Below are 17985 nucleotides of genomic sequence, written 5' to 3' on the forward strand. Positions count from 1 at the left end.
TCGGCAGAATGTGTCGTCGATCACATACCCGGACTCAATATTTGGTTAATTTTCAGTTAAGTTTCGGTTTTTAGGTAGTCTCAGGTGTCACGGCAAATTTCAGCACATAACGCCCCGCCAGAAGAGCTCATCGACCTTGCCGTGGATGACGCTGGCGTTATCGTCATGCCGGACAGCGCTGCGTTGTTCAATGGGTCATTCCGGCGTGAAGGCCCCGATCTCTATATCGAAAACGACGGAAAGCCGGATTTTCGCATTGCGGACTATTTCACGAACACATCACCAATTGATCTGTTTGATCCCGCAGGTGCCGTTCTGCGGGGCAATATTGTCGAGACGCTGGCAGGACCTTTGGCGCCCGGTCAATATGCGCAGGCAGGCGACATAGCGGCGGGTCCGGGGCCGATCGGGCAGGTGGAAACGGTCGAGGGCACGACAACCGTGCAGCGCGCCGACGGCACCGTGGACACCCTGCAAGTTGGCATGAAGATCTTTCAGAACGATGTGATTGCAACACAGGATGATGGCTCGGTTGCGGTCACTTTTGTAGATGGCACAATCTTCACGCTCGCGGCGGCCTCGCGGATGGTGATCGATGAGCTGATATATGATCCGAATGCGACGGATAACTCCGGCAGTTTCAGCCTCATTCAGGGCAGTTTTGTCTTTATCGCGGGCCAGGTCGCCAAGACCGGAGGGATGGACGTCAACACGCCGTCTTCCACCATGGGGATCAGGGGGACCACGGTGATCGTGCAGGTGGGCACCGTCAACGGTGTGGATACCACCGAAGTGACCCTGACCACAGACCCTGATGGCACCAGAGGCGGTTTCGAGCTTCGTGATCTGGATGATAATCTGATCGCCTATATTGATGAAACCGACACCAAATGGATTGTGCGGGGTGCCAATAACGAAAGCCGCGAGGTCGAGCGCACTTTGCAAGATGACGCCGAAGACAACCTGCTGATTGCAGAGGCTTTCGCGGCGTATCGGGCGGCGGTATCACGGGTCGATGCAGGTGACACCTATGTGTCTCTGTCGGACCCGGCAAATCCTTCCCCGGAGATTGATTTTGGCACCGAGGCCCCGACGGATCTGGATGTAGATGGCATTGATGAGCTCGATGTTATCGAAACGCCACCCGATGTGCCCAACGAGCCCGTCATCGACGACAGCAACAGTTTTGATGAAGGGTTGATCATTGATAACACCCAGGAAACGCCGGTCGTGGTGGTTACCGGGTTCGAGGATGCAACCGAAGAAGACGCCATCATGGGGTCGATCACCGCGGGGCAGAATCTGCCCGATGGTCTGGTCTACGTGCTTCAGGACGGCCCATCGAATGGGATGGTCACGGTCGAGCAGAACGGTGAATTCGACTACGTTCCTGCGCCTGATTTCAACGGCACGGATAATTTCACCTTTCTGGCGACGGATGCGACGGGTCAATCATTCAGCGGGACTGTGGTGGTCGAGGTGTTGCCCGTAAACGATGCCCCCGCAATCCAGGACGCGGCAGTGACCGTGAGCGAAGACAACATCGTTGTCGGGCAGATTGATGCCTCCGACGTTGATGGGGATGAATTGACCTTTACCTTGATCGCGGTGCCGGAGAACGGAGAGGTCGTGCTGTTACAGGACGGCAGCTATGCCTACACGCCTGACGCCGATTTCAACGGAACGGATGATTTCGGTGTCCGCGTTACCGACCCTTCGGGAGAGACCGCGGATGCCACGATAACCGTTACCGTGACAGCATCGAATGATCCTCCCGTGATCACGACGGCTGCCGGAGCAAATACCGGCGAGGTGACAGAAGGGGCAGAGGATGCAGATGCTTCCGGGCAGCTCACGGCATCGGATGCGGATTCCGGTGCTGTGATTACCTGGTCTGGTGTTTCTGCCGCCGCGTTTGGGGCATTTGCCATTACCGCAGGTGGCGCCTGGAGCTATGTGCTGGACAACACCATTGCAGACGGAATTGCCGAAGGTGAAGTGGTCGTCGAAACCTTCACAGCTGTCGCGCGAGATGAGTTCGGGGCCGAAGCCACCCAGGTGGTCGAGGTAACGTTGACCGGTACCAATGATGCGCCCACGGTTGTCCGCAATGCCGTTTTTTCGCTGGATCAGAATGATGCCCTGAACGGCCAGCTGACGGCAACTGACGTGGACAGTTCTGGTGCATTGGCCTTTGCAGTCGGCGCCGATGGCCCGGATAATGGAACCGTTGTGGTCAATAATGACGGCAGCTTTGTTTACACACCCAATGCCGATTTTGCGGGGTTGGATCGCTTTGAATACACGGTGACAGACGGTCAGGGCGGGGTCTCTACCGGTCGCGTGACCGCTGCGGTTGAAGCAGCATCGGGCGGCTCGGGTTCTCAGGCTGTTACGATATCGTTGAACACAACCGCCACGGAGGCTGCTGCCGCGGGTTCCTTGGTGGTGGATGCCCAGGCGGTGACCTCCCAATCGGTGAACCTCGTGATCGCGATGGACAGCTCTGGCAGCATTGGTTTCAGCGATTGGAGCGACCTGCGGGCATCAGTGAATGACGCGGTCAGCCTGCTTGCAGATCAGTTCGCGGGATCGACCACCAGCGTGGATGTCCAGATCATCACCTATTCGGGCGGTGCGTCGAGTGTAGGACCGCTCGATCTACAGGATCCGGCGCTCTCTTCGACCATCCTGAACCTGCCCTATCTGGGTGGTGCGACCCGATGGGATCTTGCCTTCAACGAAGCGGCGGATTTTCTCAACGATCAGCCCAGCAACGAAGCCAATTTTCTGCTGTTTATCACTGATGGCGTTCCTTCGAACGGCATGTGGCGCGACGCTCTGGCAACCCTGACCAACCCGATTGGAAACGACTACACAGTGGATATTCAGGCCTTTGGCATTGGCGATGGATATGATCCCAGCCTGCTTGAGGAATTTGATCCCAGCCCGACGTTTCTGGTGTCCCCAAATGAGCTTGCGGCCGCCCTGACACAAACGCCGGTCTTTGCGCCGACATTGATTGACCTGCAGATCACGCTTGATGCGGATGGTCTGGACAAAGGCATCATTGCGGATGAAACGAGCCCCGCTTTGCAGGCCGATGGCATCGACTTTGCATTACCACTGGCGAGCATTGAGAATATCGCATTGATGCTGGGCGAGGACAATCTGGTCGGTGTGACGGCGCGCTTTGATCTCGATGGGGATGACAGTACCGCCGAGATCAACCTTTTCACCAGCGATGTGATCGGCAAGTCCGACACAGCGCAGACTTTGAGCGGGCTTGACCAAGCTGACCTGTTGTTTGGCAGCGACGCGGCAGATCAGATCAGCGGTGCCGCTGGTGGCGACGTCATTCTGGGCTATGCAGGTGATGACACGATCAGAGGCGGCACCGGGGCAGATACCATCCTGGCAGGCGATGGCGACGATCGGATCATCGTTTCCGAAGCTCCGGACGCGGGAATTGATCTGGTAGATGGCGGCACCGGTCGAGACGTCCTGGAGTTTGATGTCGGCGGGGATTTGAACGATGAATTGCTGCCCACTTTGGATATCCGCGACATCGAGGCCATTGATATGGATAACGCGCTGGGCAATGCGCTGGAATTGAGCCTTGCGGATGTCGTGGACCTGTCCAGCACAAGCGATGATGTTCTGGAAACGCTTCTGGACGAAGCCCTGCCGGAAAGCGCGGTGATCTATGGTGACACGGCGGATACGTTGACGCTGTTGCAGGACGGCGCGGCCGGTTTTCAAAAAATATCCGACACCCCGGTAGATGATGGAAACGGCAACAGTTTGGACATCTATGCCTATATTGATGGCGGCAATGTGCTTGCGACGCTGGGTGTCGATACTGAGGTGGACGTGCTGGGCGCGTTGCCCATGCCGTGAGCCCGGTTTCAAACGGGTTATTCCTACTTTGACGATGTATTTGGCTGCTGAATATTACGGTTTCGCTGACGCGTGATCTGAATTTTGGCCCAGAGCCTTGCAACTCTTCCATGCGCGCTAGCTAGACTGATTGCAGGTAATTGGCGAAATCCGTTACAACGATGGAGATTGGTGAGTCTCGCAAGCTTTGAGCACGTAGTTCAATCGCATTGGGATATCTGTCGCTTGGGGGAGTGTGGGTAATGATGTCGAAGAGTTGGTTGTCAGGGCGAAGTCGAAAAGCGATTGCTGCTGCGTTGGCTATCTTTCTGGCTCAAGCGGCTGTGGCCTTGGATGTCACCATAGAAGGTGCCCTGGACGAAAACCTCCGCACCGAGCTGGAAGGCGGCTCGCTTCTTGTCGAACAATCGCAATCTGAAACCGAGGTCTCGTCGCAGGAACTGGTGTCTATTGCGCAGGCAGATTACAAACGTCTGCTCGCGGTTTTGTACGATTCCGGTTACTATGGTGCGATCATACGCATCGCACTTGATGGGCGCGAAGCGGCCTCCATCAAATCCGTTTCCCCGCCGCGCAGCGTCTCGCGGGCGGTGATTTCGATCACGCCCGGCTCTCAGTTTCGGTTCGGAAAGGCGGAAATCGCGCCGCTGGCCAAAGGTACCAAGGTGCCCGAAGGGTTCCGCCTGGGAGAGACCGCACAGCTCAGCGTCTTGCGCGACGCGGTGAGCGCAGGTGTCGGCGCGTGGCGGGATCAGGGGCATGCCAAGGCCAAACTGCAAAGCCAAAAGGTCACAGCGCGCCACGGCGACAAGACCATCAACGCCACGTTGCGCCTTGATCCTGGCCCGCGACTTCGCTTTGGAGACCTGAAGGTCGCGGGCAACACGGCGGTCAGAACGGAGCGTATTCTCGAGATAGCAGGCCTGCCGGTCGGCACGGTCTATTCACCCAAAGAGCTCGAAGACGCGGCGGCACGATTGCGCCGGACCGGCACTTTCAGTTCCGTTGCGATGATTGAAGCTGATGAGATCGGGCCGGGCGATACATTGGCAGTCACCGCGCGCGTCGCGGAGGACAAACCGCGCCGGTTCGGCTTTGGCGGCGAGATTTCCACCTTCGAGGGTCTTTCACTCAGCGCGTTCTGGATGCATCGAAACCTGTTTGGCGGCGCAGAGCGTCTGCGTGTGGAAGCAGAGATCGAAGGTATCGGTGGTGAAACCGGCGGGACCGACTTCCTGCTGCGGGGGCGCTATCAGCGTCCGTCGACCTTTAACGAAGATACCGACCTCTATGTTCTGGGCGAAATCGAGCAGCTGGACGAGGTGAACTTCTTCTCTCGTCAGGCAACGGTTGGCGCGGGGATCGAAAGGATTGCGTCGGATCAGAGAAGGTATCGCGCAGGCCTCGCATTTCGCCGCGCCAATACCCGCGATGCATTTGGCGAGAACAACTACACGCTGATGCTATTTCCGTTGGGTGCCACCTTCGACTATCGCGACAAGACGCTGGATGCGCGGCGCGGATTTTTTGCCAACGCTGAATTCACCCCCTTTTTGGCGATCGACGGGGCGGACAACGGGCTGCTGACCTCATTGGACGTACGGCACTACAAAACCTTTGGTGATCTGCGCCCCACCACCATTGCGCTGCGCGGGCAATTGGGATCGTTGATTGGCCCCGGATTATCCGTGGCACCTGCGGATTTTCTGTTCTACTCCGGGGGCGGCGACACTGTCCGGGGGCATGAATACCAGTCTCTGGGCGTTGATCTGGGTGGCGGTCAAACCGTGGGCGGACGATCCTTCATTGGTCTTTCTGCGGAAATCCGCATGCGTACAACCGGGAACCTGGGGTATGTGGGCTTTTTCGATGCAGGCTACATCGGCCGAGAAGCATTTCCCGACGGATCGGGAGAATGGCAAACCGGGGCGGGCGTGGGGTTGCGTTATGACACACCCATTGGACCAATCCGGCTTGATGTCGCGGTGCCGACCTCCGGAGATGACGACGACGAGACCTCCTTTCAGGTCTACATCGGGATAGGACAGGCTTTCTGATGCGCAACATTTGGGTCACTCTTCTGCCGGTTGCGGCAATTCTGATCATGCCCTGGGCGGTGGTGGCTCAGGACAAGGAGGAAGAGGACGATGGCGGGTTCCTGACGCGCACCATCGAAGACGCGCTTTCAGGAGCGGGCCGCGAGGTCAACATCGTTGGATTTGCCGGGGCGCTCAGCTCTGAAGCTTCCTTTGAACGGATGACCATTGCCGATGATCAGGGCATTTGGCTTACCCTTGAGGACGTAAAACTGAATTGGAGCAGGTTGGCGCTTTTGCGCGGCAATCTGGAAGTTGATCGTTTGAGCGCTGCCTCCCTAGACTTGCCGCGCTTGCCGGAAGCGGAGGAGACAACCGAAATCCCTTCGGCGGAGGCCACCGAATTCGCGCTACCTGACCTCCCGGTCTCGATTAATATCGAGGCCTTCGAGGTTGCGCGTATTAATCTTGGCGAGCCTATTGTCGGCGTGGCGGCCGAACTCAGCTTGAAAGCAAACGCGCGTCTTGATGATGAAGGCGCTTTTATCGACCTCAATGCAGAGCGTGTTGACGGCACCGAGGGCACCTATCTGATCAAGGGGGGATTTGCCCGCGAAACGGAACAGATCGATGTGCAGATGGAGCTGGACGAGGGGCCTCAAGGTCTGGCCGTCAGATTGATGAACCTGCCGGGGCAACCCTCGATGGATTTGACCGTTGCTGGTTCCGGTCCCCTTGATGACTTTACCGCCGACATTACCCTTGCCACGAACGGGCAGGAGCGTGTGGCCGGTCAGGTGATCCTCAAGGCTTTGCCAGCGGCCACGGAAGGCGCGCTGCCTGACCGTCGCATCCAGGCCAACCTGGGCGGTGATATCACGTCTCTGGTCGCGCCGGAGACCCATGAATTTTTCGGCGACAATGTGGGCCTCAAAGTCGATGTCTTGCGTTCCGCTGACGGTGCCATCGACGTGAGCGATTTTCGACTGAATGCAAAATCAGCGCAACTGGCGGGGGCGGTTCGGCTCAACAGCGATCTGTGGCCCACCTTCGTGGATGTTGATGGCCGGATCGGCACATTGGACGACACCGCCGTGGCGCTGCCGGGCCCCGATTTCAACACAACTGTCAGTTCGGTTGATCTGAGCGTGGATTATGATGCGGAAAACGGGGATGCCTTTGTGGGCGATTTCACCGTGTCCGAGTTGCAGCGGGCGGACCTGCGTTTCTCTGAGGCCAAATTGCTGCTCGACGGCGCCTTGAAAGGCGAAGTCGGATCAGTCGGCAGCTTTCTGGGTGATCTGACATTCAATGCGCGCGGTCTGGAGCTGGTGAATGCGGAGGCGGCCGAAGCATTGGGGCAGCAGGTCCGTGGCAAGGCCAACATCAACTATGTCGAGGATCAACCGATTGAGATCACGGGCCTTGAGCTGAAGGGCGATGACTATGGGCTGGCGGGGGATATCATCATCCAGGGTTTGGAAGGTGGTTTCCCATCGGACCTTAACCTTTCCGTACAAGCAGATGATATTGCACGTTTTGCCGGTGTCGCAGGGCAGCCCATTGCCGGTGCTGCACGGCTGGATGTTGCAGGGATGATCACGCCGCTCAGCAGCATGTTTGATCTCAGGATCAAGGGCACAACACGGGATCTGACCGTGGATGTCCCGCAGGCAGATGCCCTGCTGGAGGGGCTGACTGCATTGACGCTGCAAGCGCGCCGGGACGTGAGCGGTACCTTCATTGATGATCTGGAGCTGACCAATGAATCTCTCAACGTGGCGGGCGATGTGCAGTTGCGCAGCAATGACAGCGCGGTGAACGTGATTGCAAGGTTGAACGATATCGCAAAGGTGCTGCCGCAGTATCAAGGGCCGGTCAATCTGGACGCGCAGGCCACGCAGGATGCTCTGGGGTGGCGCGTCGACCTGCTGACCAATGCCCCATACGACAGCAGGCTTGCCGTCAATGGTCGGGTGACCGGGCCCGAGACGGATGTGAAATTTGACCTCTCGGTGCCCGAAGTCCGACCTCTGGCCCCTTCGGTACAGGGGCCGCTGATGGCCGAGGGGAGGCTTTGGCAATCCGGGCAGGGCTATAGCGTCGATGTGGATGCGAACGGGCCTTACCGATCGCAGGTCTCTGTCGAGGGGCTGGCCACCGGTCCGGATGCTGCGATGAGATTTACTGCCGGATTGCCAGATATTGGCGTTTTTGTACCCAAGATTTCGGGCCCTTTTTCCATAGAGGGCGACGCCAACCGTGATGGCACCGGGTGGCGCATTGATACCATGGCCCAGGGGCCTGCGGGCACCAATGCGGATATCGCCGGTCTGGTGAGCGAGAGCGGTGATCTGGATTTGACCGTGGCCGGTGCGGTGCCGCTTGGCCTGTCGGAGCCATTCCTCACCCCGCGCAGCTTGCAAGGGCAGGCACAGTTTGATCTGGCGATTAAGGGCCCGCCTGCGCTGGAATCTGTATCCGGCCGTATCACCACAAATGATGCAAGCTTTACCGCGCCCAATCTGCGCGCGGCGTTGGTCAACATTGTCAGCGCAATTGATCTGTCTGCGGGTCGTGTGCAACTGGACGTCAAAAGCGATGTTCAGGGGGGCGGCCAGGTTCTTGCGGGCGGCACGATCAACCTGATCAGTCTGATTTCCGATCTGACCGTGGGCTTGCGCAACGTGGTGCTGGTTGATCCGCGCATATTCTCAACAACGGTAAATGGCGACATTTCAGTTGTCGGCGCATTGACCGGAGGCGCGCGTATCGCCGGGAATATCGACGTGGGAGAAACGCTCATTACGGTCCCGTCGTCAGGGCTGACAAGCATCGGCGAAATTCCCGATATCAACCACGTTGGTGCCCCCTCCGCCGTGACCCGAACCCGTGCGCGCGCCGGTGTGATACCTGAACCGGAAGCAAGCAGTGGTGGTGGCTCGGGCAGCGTGTATGGGCTGGGCATCAACGTGAATGCGCCCAGCAGGATTTTTGTCCGGGGACGAGGCATTGACGCCGAACTTGGCGGTGCGCTGGAGATCAGCGGCAACACCGGTCGGGTCATTTCCGCAGGGCAATTCGATCTGGTGCGCGGACGTCTCGATATCCTGGGCAAGCGGTTTGACCTGGATGTGGGGTCCATTCAGTTCCAGGGCGACCTGGTGCCTTACGTGCTTTTTGTGACCACATCCGATACGGAAACCGGAACCGCCAGCATCGTGCTTGAAGGACCGGTGGACCGCCCCGAAGTGTCTTTCCGGTCATCGCCCGACGGGCCGCAAGACGAAGTGCTGTCTCAGCTTCTGTTCGGACGCAACCTGAGCGAAATTTCCGCCTTTCAGGCTGTCCAACTCGCAAACGCGGTTGCGGTTTTGGCCGGGCGCAGCGGTGTCGGTCTCATTGGCAACCTGCGCGAAGGGTTCGGGCTGGATGATTTTGATGTGACCACCACCGACGATGGCGAAGCCGCAGTCCGGGCAGGCAAGTACATTACCGATAACATCTATACCGACGTTCTGACCGGCGGCGGGGAGACGGAATTGTCGATCAACCTCGATATCAACGACTCCCTCACGGCGCGCGGCACGTTGGAAGATGATGGGAACACCGGAATCGGGTTGTTTTTTGAGCGAGACTACTGACGGGTTGGCATAACAATTTGCGCGGCTGGTCAGATGCCGGGCGCGTCATTCCTGCGCGACAAACCGGCCAAAGGCACCACGCTCGAACAGTAATCCGGGTTCGGTCGCGCCGTGTTGCACAACCTGCCGCACTTCACCGATGATGACCGAATGATCTCCGGCCGGATGCACTGCATGCGTGTCGCAATGAAACTCGGCCAAGCAGCCCGACAAGCAGGGTGCTCCGGAGGGGCCGTGCGACCAGTCAAATGCATCAAAATCTTCGCCTTCTGTGGAAAAATGGCGCGCCAGATCAAGTTGATGCGCGCCCAGAACATGCACGCAAAAGCTTTTCGCGGTCGCGAAGGCATCATGACGGCGTGACGAGATGGCCGGTGACCACAAGATCAGGGCTGGATCAAGCGATACCGATGAAAAGGAATTTGCCGTGATGCCCAAAGGCCCGCGCGACGTATTTGTGGTGATCACGGTGACCCCGGTTCCATAGCACCCAAAAGCGCGCCGGAGATCGTTCAAACGGTCCGCTGTGGGAGAGAACTGATATGTCTCAGCAGGCATTGGCCAACCCCGTGAACTTCACATTGTTTTCTCGCGTCACAAGGCTGCCCCGTATTCTTGCGCCTCTAGGTATATCAGCACAGCGGAAGGGCAAGCCTTTTCAGAAATGAGCGGTAAATAGGGGACCGACCGCAAATCTGAGCATCGGTCCCCATAAACGGCGATCAACGCCCGATCAACTCTTGTTCATACGGTTCTCGATCAGATCTTCCACGACAGACGGATCGGCAAGCGTAGATGTGTCCCCCAAGGCCCCAAAATCATCTTCGGCAATCTTGCGCAGGATGCGCCGCATGATCTTGCCGGAGCGGGTCTTGGGCAATCCGGGCGCCCATTGAATCAGATCCGGGCTGGCAATGGGACCGATCTCGGTCCGCACCCAGTTTCGCAACTCCTTGCGCAATTCTTCAGAAGGTTGCTCACCGCTCATCAAGGTAACGTAGCAATAAATGCCCTGACCCTTGATGTTGTGCGGGTAACCGACAACCGCCGCCTCGGCCACTTTGGCGTGAGCGACAAGCGCGCTTTCCACTTCGGCGGTCCCCATTCGGTGCCCGGAGACATTGATGACGTCATCCACGCGCCCGGTGATCCAGTAGTCTCCATCCGCGTCACGTTTGCAGCCGTCACCGGTGAAGTAATAGCCCTTGTAGTCCGCGAAATAGGTTTTCTGGAAGCGTTCGTGGTCGCCCCATACGGTGCGCATCTGGCCTGGCCAGCTGTCGGCAATGCACAATACCCCATCGACATCATTTCCCTCGATCACCTCACCGGATGTGGGTTCCAGCACCAGCGGCTTGATGCCAAAGAAGGGTTTCATCGCTGATCCCGGTTTCATGGCATGGGCGCCGGGCAGGGGGGTCATCAAATGCCCGCCCGTTTCGGTTTGCCACCAGGTGTCGACAATCGGACATCTCCCTTTGCCAACGACGTTGTTGTACCAGTTCCAGGCCTCGGGGTTGATCGGTTCCCCCACGGTACCCAGAATTTTCAGATCGCTCAGATCGCATTTCTCAACGTATTCGTTGCCCTGACCCATAAGCGCCCGAATGGCGGTGGGGGCCGTGTAGAACTGGTTCACCTTGTGCTTTTGGCAGACCTGCCAGAACCGGCTGGCATCAGGGTAGGTTGGCACACCCTCAAACATCAGCGTGGTCGCCCCGTTGGCGAGTGGGCCATATACGATATAGCTGTGACCGGTGACCCAGCCGACATCCGCAGTACACCAGAAAATATCCCCATCCTGATAGTCAAAGGTGATCTGATGGGTCATCGCCGCATAGACGAGGTAGCCACCTGTCGTATGGACGACACCCTTGGGCTGGCCGGTAGATCCTGAAGTATACAGAATGAACAGGGGGTCTTCTGCGCCCATCTCTTCGGGCGGACACTCTGCCGAGGCATCTGCCGCAAGCGCGTTGTAATCATGATCGCGGCCCTCAACCCAGGTGGTCTGACCGCCCGTGCGTTTGACAACAAGGCATTTCACCTTGTCCGAACAATGCAGCAGCGCCTGATCCGCGTTGGACTTCAAAGGTGTCGCTTTGCCGCCGCGCGGTGCCTGATCCGCCGTGATCACGACCTTCGCGTCGCAGCCATTGACCCTTGCAGCCAGTGCATCCGGTGAAAACCCGGCAAAAACAATGGAATGAATGGCGCCGATCCGTGTGCAGGCCAACATGGCGTAGGCCGCCTCGGGAATCATCGGCATATAGATGATCACCCGGTCACCCCTGCCAACACCCATATCCTTGAGCACATTGGCCATCTTGCTGACCGATTGATGCAACTGATTGTAAGTGATGTGCAGTGCGTCTTCATCGGGACTGTCCGGCTCCCAGATGATCGCAGTCTGATCGCCGCGTGTCGCCAGATGCCGGTCGACGCAGTTGGCTGATACATTCAACGTGCCATCGGCAAACCAGTTGATCGAAACATTCCCAAACGAATAATCAACGTTTTTGACTTCCGTAAAGGGTTTGATCCAGTCGACGCGCGCCGCTTCCTTGCGCCAGAATTCTTCTGGATCAGAGATGGACGCCTGATACATGGCATCGTATTTCGCCGCATCCACATGTGCATTGGCGGCCATTTCTGACGAAGGTGGGTATGTTTTTGTGGGCGTGGCAGTATCGGCCATGACGGCGTCTCCCTTTGGTCTTGATATTGCTGAATCGTGGTGCCGTTGCTGGCCTTGCGCCAGATCACCCGATCTTCCTCCGGAGCAGATCATAGCGGGAACTGAAAAGAAGGGAATAACCTACCGAGAACTGTGAGTTTCGCCTCGAATATTTTTCCCGGAAGCTGTGCGCGGCCCTAGACCCGTGAACATTCGGTGACGCCATTGGTCTGGTTTGTGACGACCGGAGGCAATGTCCCGGCACCTGCGTTCGGCTAGTTGTTTGTGGTCGAATGAGCTGGAAGGGCACTTCCCCCGGCAGAGATCGCACTTGATGCCAGTTTGGACCCCTGCATCAGAATAGCGGTTTCAAATCGCCTCTTGCGCAGTGCTTCTGCTTTCGGGCTTGGCACTGCCGGTTTGCTTGAGTAGCTTTGCGCCAAGCGTACCCCGTAAAAGGTGCGTAAAAAGGGAGAATATACATGAAGAAATATCTTTCCGGCGCAGCCGTCGCCGCCATCAGCTTTGCCTTTGTTTCTCAAGCCGCCGCCACCGAGTGGAATGTTTCGGTCTGGGGCAAACGTCGCGCGTTCACTGAGCACGTTGAAAAGCTGGCAGAACTGGTTTCCGAGAAAACCAACGGCGAATTCACCATGAACATCAGCTATGGCGGTTTGTCGAAAAACCGCGAGAACCTTGACGGTATCTCCATTGGTGCTTTCGAGATGGCGCAGTTTTGCGCAGGCTACCATCGCGACAAAAACCGGGTGATCACCGTGCTCGAGCTGCCATTCCTTGGGGTCGAAAACCTTGAGCAGGAAGTTGCAGTGTCTTCCGCGGTCTATGCGCACCCGGCTGCGGCAGAAGAAATGGCGCAATGGAACGCCAGGCTGCTGATGACATCGCCGATGCCGCAGTACAACCTGGTTGGTACGGGCGAGCCCCGCGATGAACTGGCGGACTTCGATGGCATGCGCGTGCGCGCGACCGGCGGTCTGGGCAAAGCCTTTGAAGCTGTTGGCGGCGTGCCCACCTCGGTGACCGCCACAGAAGCCTATCAGGCGATGGAAGGCGGTGTGGTCGACACGGTTGCATTTGCCCAACACGCTCATTTGAGCTTTGGCACGATCAATCAAGCCGATTGGTGGACAGCAAATCTCAACCCCGGGACTGTAAACTGCCCTGTGGTGGTCAACATTGATGCCTACGACTCTCTCAGCGACGCTGAGCGTGAAGCACTCGACAGTTCAGTCTCCGAAGCGCTCGACCACTACCTGGCGAACTACGGTGAACTGCTGCAGCGCTGGGATGCGGTGCTCGAAGAGAAGGGCGTTCAGAAAGTCGAAATCGACGCTGCGGTGATCGACGAGTTCCGGGCGAAAGCGGCCGATCCAATCCGGGATGCATGGATTGCGGATATGGAAGCCCAGGGGCTCCCCGGCCAGGAACTTTATGACCTCGTTGTAGAGACGCTCGCCGACGCCAAGGGCGGCAGCTAAATCAGATCAGGGCCGTCCCTCGCGGGGCGGCCTCACGATAACATACCGGGGGAGGGGCAGTTCGATGGCAGGATCCGCTGCAGTCTTGGAGGATTCCAGTCTGCTCAGCAAACTGGACCGCGCATTATTACCGATTGAACGATTTTGCGCATTGCTCAGCGGGCTGGCAATCTTTTCACTGATGTTTCTGGCCGCTTACTCCGTCACGGGTCGAAAGTTCTTTGCCTCTCCTCTGGCAGGTTATGTCGACTACATAGAAGCGGCCATGCCGATCATTGCGATCATGGGCGTCTCCTATGTCCAACGCGATGGCACCCACGTGCGCATGGATATGTTGGTCAGTGCCCTCAAGGGGCGGCTTTTGTGGTTCTTCGAACTGATCTCAGTTCTCTTGATCCTGCTTTTGATCGCCGCGTTGACCTGGGGCGCCTGGGATCATTTTGACCGGTCCTTCGATTGTGCAAGGCCCCTGTGCAGCCGCGACAGCTCAATCGATATCGGGCTACCGATCTGGCCATCGAAACTGGTGGTTCCCCTGGCCTTCGCGGTGCTGTGCCTGCGGTTGATCCTGCAGGCGTGGGGATATGGTCGCGCGCTTGTCTTGGGGCTGGAAAATCCAGTTGCGGTGCCGCTTAACCTGTCTGTGGCCGAACAGGCCCGGCTTGAGGCTGAAGCGCTGGAAGGGTCGGATTGATGGAACCCATTCAAATTGGCTTGTGGGTCAGTGCCGGCCTGCTTGTGTTCGTCGTGTTGGGCATGCGCGTCGCCTTTGCCGCCGGTCTGGCAGGGTTCGTGGGATTGGTCTGGCTGCGCTGGAACGGGTTCGACTATGATCCGGAACGCTTTTGGAAGGCGTTTCAGATCAGTGTCAAGATCGCCGGTCTGACACCGCATTCAAAGGTTTCCGCACAGGTGCTCAGCCTGATCCCGGTTTTCATCCTGATCGGCTATCTGGCGTATTACGCGAAGCTGACGACAGCGCTTTTCACAGCAGCCAAGCGCTGGATTGCCTGGGTGCCGGGGGGGCTTGCCGTCTCTACCGTCTTTGCAACGGCGGGATTTGCTGCGGTGTCGGGCGCATCCGTCGCAACCGCTGCCGTCTTCGCCCGCATCGCCATTCCAGAGATGTTGAAGATCGGGTACAACAAGCAGTTCGCGGCAGGCGTGGTGGCCGCTGGCGGTACGCTGGCATCGTTGATACCACCATCGGCCATTCTGGTGATTTATGCGATCATCGTGGAGCAGGACGTGGGCAAGCTGCTGCTCGCGGGTTTTCTCCCGGGCGCCTTTTCAGCCGTTGTTTACGCCGCCCTGATCATCGGAATTGCATTGATTTTCAAAACAGTAGGGCCGCCGGTAGGTGGGTTTTCGTGGCGCGAGAGATTTGAGTCCCTTCCGCCTGCGCTGCCAATTCTTGCGGTCGTCGTGATCATCATTTTCTTTGTCTACAATCCCTTCGGCGATGCATGGGGCACGCCGACAGAAGGGGGAGCCATCGGCGCTTTCATCATTTTTCTGATGGCCCTTTATCGGGGCATGCGCTGGTCACAGCTCAAGGACGCGTTGCTGGATACTGCCAAGCTGACGGTGATGATATTTTCGATCATTTGGGGGGTTCTGATCTACGTGCGTTTTCTTGGCTTTGCCGAACTTCCCGAGGCCTTTGCCGATTGGATCACCAGCCTGGAAATGTCACCTATGCTGATCCTCATCTGCATCCTGTTGGCCTATGCGGTTTTGGGGATGTTCATGGATGCCATCGGTATGCTGCTCCTGACGCTTCCCGTGGTCTATCCGGCGGTCATGGCTCTGAATGGCGGCGAGCTTGTCAGTGCGGCCGACAGCGCCTTTGGCATGTCAGGCCCCATGTGCGCGATCTGGTTCGGCATATTGGTGGTGAAAATGGCAGAGTTCTGCCTGATTACACCGCCGATTGGTCTCAACTGTTTCGTGGTGGCGGGTGTCCGGGATGACTTGACGGTTCAGGATGTGTTCAAAGGGGTGACACCCTTTTTCATAGCCGATGGCATTACCATCGCATTGCTGGTGGCGTTTCCGGGCATTGTCCTGTTCTTGCCTTCGCTGGCGGGTTGAACGCAGTTTCGCGCGATTAGCCGCTTGCGTTGAGCAGGCGCATCTCGGGTATCACGAACCGGTTTTTGGAAACGGTTTCTTGAACGTCTGATGCACCTGATCCCGGCTCATTGGCTTGCCAAAATAAAAACCCTGGACGGCGTTGCAGTTTTCGGACCTGAGGAAAGTCAGCTCGTCCTCCATCTCGACCCCTTCGGCGAGAACGGGAATGTCCAAAGCTGCGCCCAACAGAAGCGTTGATCGAACGATCGCGGCGCGTTGTTGGTCTTTGTGCACGTCCTGAATGAAGCTGCGATCGATCTTGATCTTGTCGAAAGGGAAGGTCTGCAAGGTCGCTAGGGATGAGTATCCGGTCCCAAAATCATCCATGGCAATACGAATGCCCATCTTTTTCAGTTTGTGCATCACTGTGAGCGTATGGGCCTGATCATCAATGATGCTCGCCTCCGTGACCTCCAGTTCCAGCCGTTCCGGCGGTAGCCGCGTCTCAATCAGAATGTCTGAGACATGCTCCAGAAAAGAGGGTTGAACCAGTTGCTGGGGCGCCACGTTCACCGCGATGCTATAGGGTTCCGGCCAGGACATGGCCTCCTTGCAGGCGGTTCGCAGCACCCAAAGGCCAATGTCGCGGATCAGGCCGGTTTCTTCTGCAATTGGGATGAACGTGGCCGGTGATACCCCGCCGCGGGTCGGATGGTTCCAGCGCAACAGCACTTCGAAACCCACCGGATCCAGAGTTTGCAGATCATTTTGCAGCTGATAGACGAGCTCAAATTCATCGTTGTCACACGCCTGACGCAGATCGTGAATCATCAGCAGCTTTTCGCGGCTTTGCTGGTCCATCTCCACGTTGAAAAGGCAAATGTGGCGTTCTGGCTCGGCTTTGGCGCGGTACATGGCGAGATCAGAGTTATGCAGCAGGACACGCAACTCGCGGCCATCATCTATGCTGGTCGAAATACCGATGGATGCGCCAACCGATACGGAGACATCTCCGGCGACAATGGGATCAATGATGAGGGCGTGCAGGCGTTCAGCAAATGCCATGACCTGGTCCACCCGGCGAAAATTGCTCTTGAGCGCTACGAATTCGTCTCCGCCCGCGCGGGCAACAAACTCGTGTTTCTCAAGCGAAGCAGACAAGCGGGTGGCAACCGATTGCAACACGATGTCACCCGTCGCATGGCCATAAAGGTCGTTGACCTCCTTGAAGAGATTGAGATCAATCGTCAGAACAGCCACGCGCTCTGTCTCGTCTCTTTCCATCCTCGCGGCCAATTCCGTCATCCGCTGATTGAGATGCATGCGGTTTGGCAGGTTGGTCAGCGGGTCACGCAGGGCTGCGCGGTGCAGCTGGTCGCGCGCCTGATGTTCCAGATTGGTTTCAATGCTGAAAGATGCAAAGCCAACCAAAAGGATCAAAAATGTGACGCTCAGAATTATGACACCAAGGGTCTGATCTGAAATCACCTGTGGTGGCACCTGAACCAAGGGGCTGAATTCGATTGTAAAGGCACTCATGGCTGTGAAATGCATCGAGCAGATGGCTACAACCATAAATATGGCGCCGCCGATCCAGCAATAGCGCGTGACCGGCACAGCAATGCGGTGATGTGCCAGCGCGCCAAGAGCCGCGCCCATCAGCACTGAGGCGTGAACCCGTGCTGGGTCCCATACCAGCTGTCCGGGAAGCAGATACGCCGACATGCCCGTATAGTGCATGGCAGATACCGTCAGGCCGAAAACCGACCCGCTGAGCAGCGCGAAATACCAGTTCTTTGAATAGGCCAGGATCGCGTTGGCGACGATGAGGCCGAAAACGGCGATTGCAAGTGACATGCCAGTCGTGAAGGGTTCATAGCCATGGGCAAAACCGGGTTCATACGCGAGCATTGCAATGAAGTGGGTGGACCAGATAGTGGCACCCGCGATCAGGCTTGTCAGGCACAGCTGCACGAGCTTTCGAGAGCCATGGGATTTGATCAATCGAAGCGACATCAGGGCCGTCAGGGATGATCCGATGATGCAGACCAATGCCGCAACCGCGACCAGACCGTAGTCGTGCTCCTGTGTAAGACATTCGATTACGCGGTACATTGAGAACCCTGCAGATCACCAAAAAAATATGGGTCTGG

9 protein-coding genes are annotated in these 17985 nt (G+C 57.5%); 6 read left to right on the forward strand and 3 right to left on the reverse strand.

Going from position 1 to position 17985, the window contains the following annotated elements:
- The first annotated feature begins 84 nt into the window (after positions 1-84).
- The 3 genes from ACOTTU_RS03705 to ACOTTU_RS03715 all read left to right on the forward strand — a co-directional run bounded on the left by ACOTTU_RS03705 (position 85) and on the right by ACOTTU_RS03715 (position 9580).
- Entirely contained in the window at positions 85-3900 is a 3816-nt protein-coding gene (locus ACOTTU_RS03705) for a tandem-95 repeat protein (RefSeq protein WP_425656117.1), read from the forward strand.
- Between the two features lie 242 nt (positions 3901-4142).
- On the forward strand, positions 4143-5957 hold the full coding sequence (locus tag ACOTTU_RS03710; RefSeq protein ID WP_425656118.1) for an autotransporter assembly complex protein TamA: 1815 nt from the start codon (positions 4143-4145) through the stop codon (positions 5955-5957).
- Positions 5957-9580: a translocation/assembly module TamB domain-containing protein gene (locus ACOTTU_RS03715; protein WP_425656119.1), complete on the forward strand. Its 3624-nt coding sequence runs from the start codon at positions 5957-5959 to the stop codon at positions 9578-9580. The genes ACOTTU_RS03710 and ACOTTU_RS03715 overlap by 1 nt, the downstream gene beginning before the upstream one ends.
- A 45-nt stretch (positions 9581-9625) precedes the next feature.
- Here the strand turns inward: ACOTTU_RS03715 and ACOTTU_RS03720 are convergent, their stop codons facing one another.
- A complete protein-coding gene (locus tag ACOTTU_RS03720) occupies positions 9626-10138 on the reverse strand; it encodes a flavin reductase family protein (protein WP_425656120.1) in 513 nt (170 codons plus the stop codon).
- Positions 10139-10313: 175 nt separating this feature from the next.
- A complete protein-coding gene (gene acs / locus ACOTTU_RS03725; RefSeq protein ID WP_425656121.1) occupies positions 10314-12278 on the reverse strand; it encodes an acetate--CoA ligase in 1965 nt (654 codons plus the stop codon).
- A 461-nt stretch (positions 12279-12739) separates the two neighbouring features.
- On the opposite strand from acs, the gene ACOTTU_RS03730 reads away from it, so the two are divergent.
- From ACOTTU_RS03730 to ACOTTU_RS03740, 3 genes are all read left to right on the forward strand, one after another.
- Positions 12740-13756: a C4-dicarboxylate TRAP transporter substrate-binding protein gene (locus ACOTTU_RS03730; RefSeq protein ID WP_298912086.1), complete on the forward strand. Its 1017-nt coding sequence runs from the start codon at positions 12740-12742 to the stop codon at positions 13754-13756.
- 64 nt (positions 13757-13820) lie between these two features.
- A complete protein-coding gene (locus tag ACOTTU_RS03735; RefSeq protein WP_425656122.1) occupies positions 13821-14450 on the forward strand; it encodes a TRAP transporter small permease subunit in 630 nt (209 codons plus the stop codon).
- Complete coding sequence (locus ACOTTU_RS03740) at positions 14450-15850, forward strand: TRAP transporter large permease (protein ID WP_298912079.1); 1401 nt, start codon at positions 14450-14452, stop codon at positions 15848-15850. Before ACOTTU_RS03735 ends, ACOTTU_RS03740 begins: the two co-directional genes overlap by 1 nt.
- Before the next feature lie 51 nt (positions 15851-15901).
- On the opposite strand, the gene ACOTTU_RS03745 is transcribed toward ACOTTU_RS03740, so the two are convergent.
- Complete coding sequence (locus tag ACOTTU_RS03745; protein ID WP_425656123.1) at positions 15902-17947, reverse strand: putative bifunctional diguanylate cyclase/phosphodiesterase; 2046 nt, start codon at positions 17945-17947, stop codon at positions 15902-15904.
- Between the last annotated feature and the right edge of the window lie 38 nt (positions 17948-17985).

Source organism: Roseobacter sp. EG26, assembly GCF_049830555.1.
Classification (GTDB): domain Bacteria; phylum Pseudomonadota; class Alphaproteobacteria; order Rhodobacterales; family Rhodobacteraceae; genus Roseobacter.

What these genes read in the sequence shown, in the direction of transcription:
- ACOTTU_RS03710 (WP_425656118.1), top strand. Translation starts at nt 4,143, where the DNA reads ATGATGTCGAAGAGTTGGTTGTCAGGGCGAAGTCGAAAAGCGATTGCT.
- ACOTTU_RS03715 (WP_425656119.1), top strand. Translation starts at nt 5,957, where the DNA reads ATGCGCAACATTTGGGTCACTCTTCTGCCGGTTGCGGCAATTCTGATC.
- ACOTTU_RS03720 (WP_425656120.1), bottom strand. Translation starts at nt 10,138, where the DNA reads ATGCCTGCTGAGACATATCAGTTCTCTCCCACAGCGGACCGTTTGAAC.
- acs (WP_425656121.1), bottom strand. Translation starts at nt 12,278, where the DNA reads ATGGCCGATACTGCCACGCCCACAAAAACATACCCACCTTCGTCAGAA.
- ACOTTU_RS03730 (WP_298912086.1), top strand. Translation starts at nt 12,740, where the DNA reads ATGAAGAAATATCTTTCCGGCGCAGCCGTCGCCGCCATCAGCTTTGCC.
- ACOTTU_RS03735 (WP_425656122.1), top strand. Translation starts at nt 13,821, where the DNA reads ATGGCAGGATCCGCTGCAGTCTTGGAGGATTCCAGTCTGCTCAGCAAA.
- ACOTTU_RS03740 (WP_298912079.1), top strand. Translation starts at nt 14,450, where the DNA reads ATGGAACCCATTCAAATTGGCTTGTGGGTCAGTGCCGGCCTGCTTGTG.
- ACOTTU_RS03745 (WP_425656123.1), bottom strand. Translation starts at nt 17,947, where the DNA reads ATGTACCGCGTAATCGAATGTCTTACACAGGAGCACGACTACGGTCTG.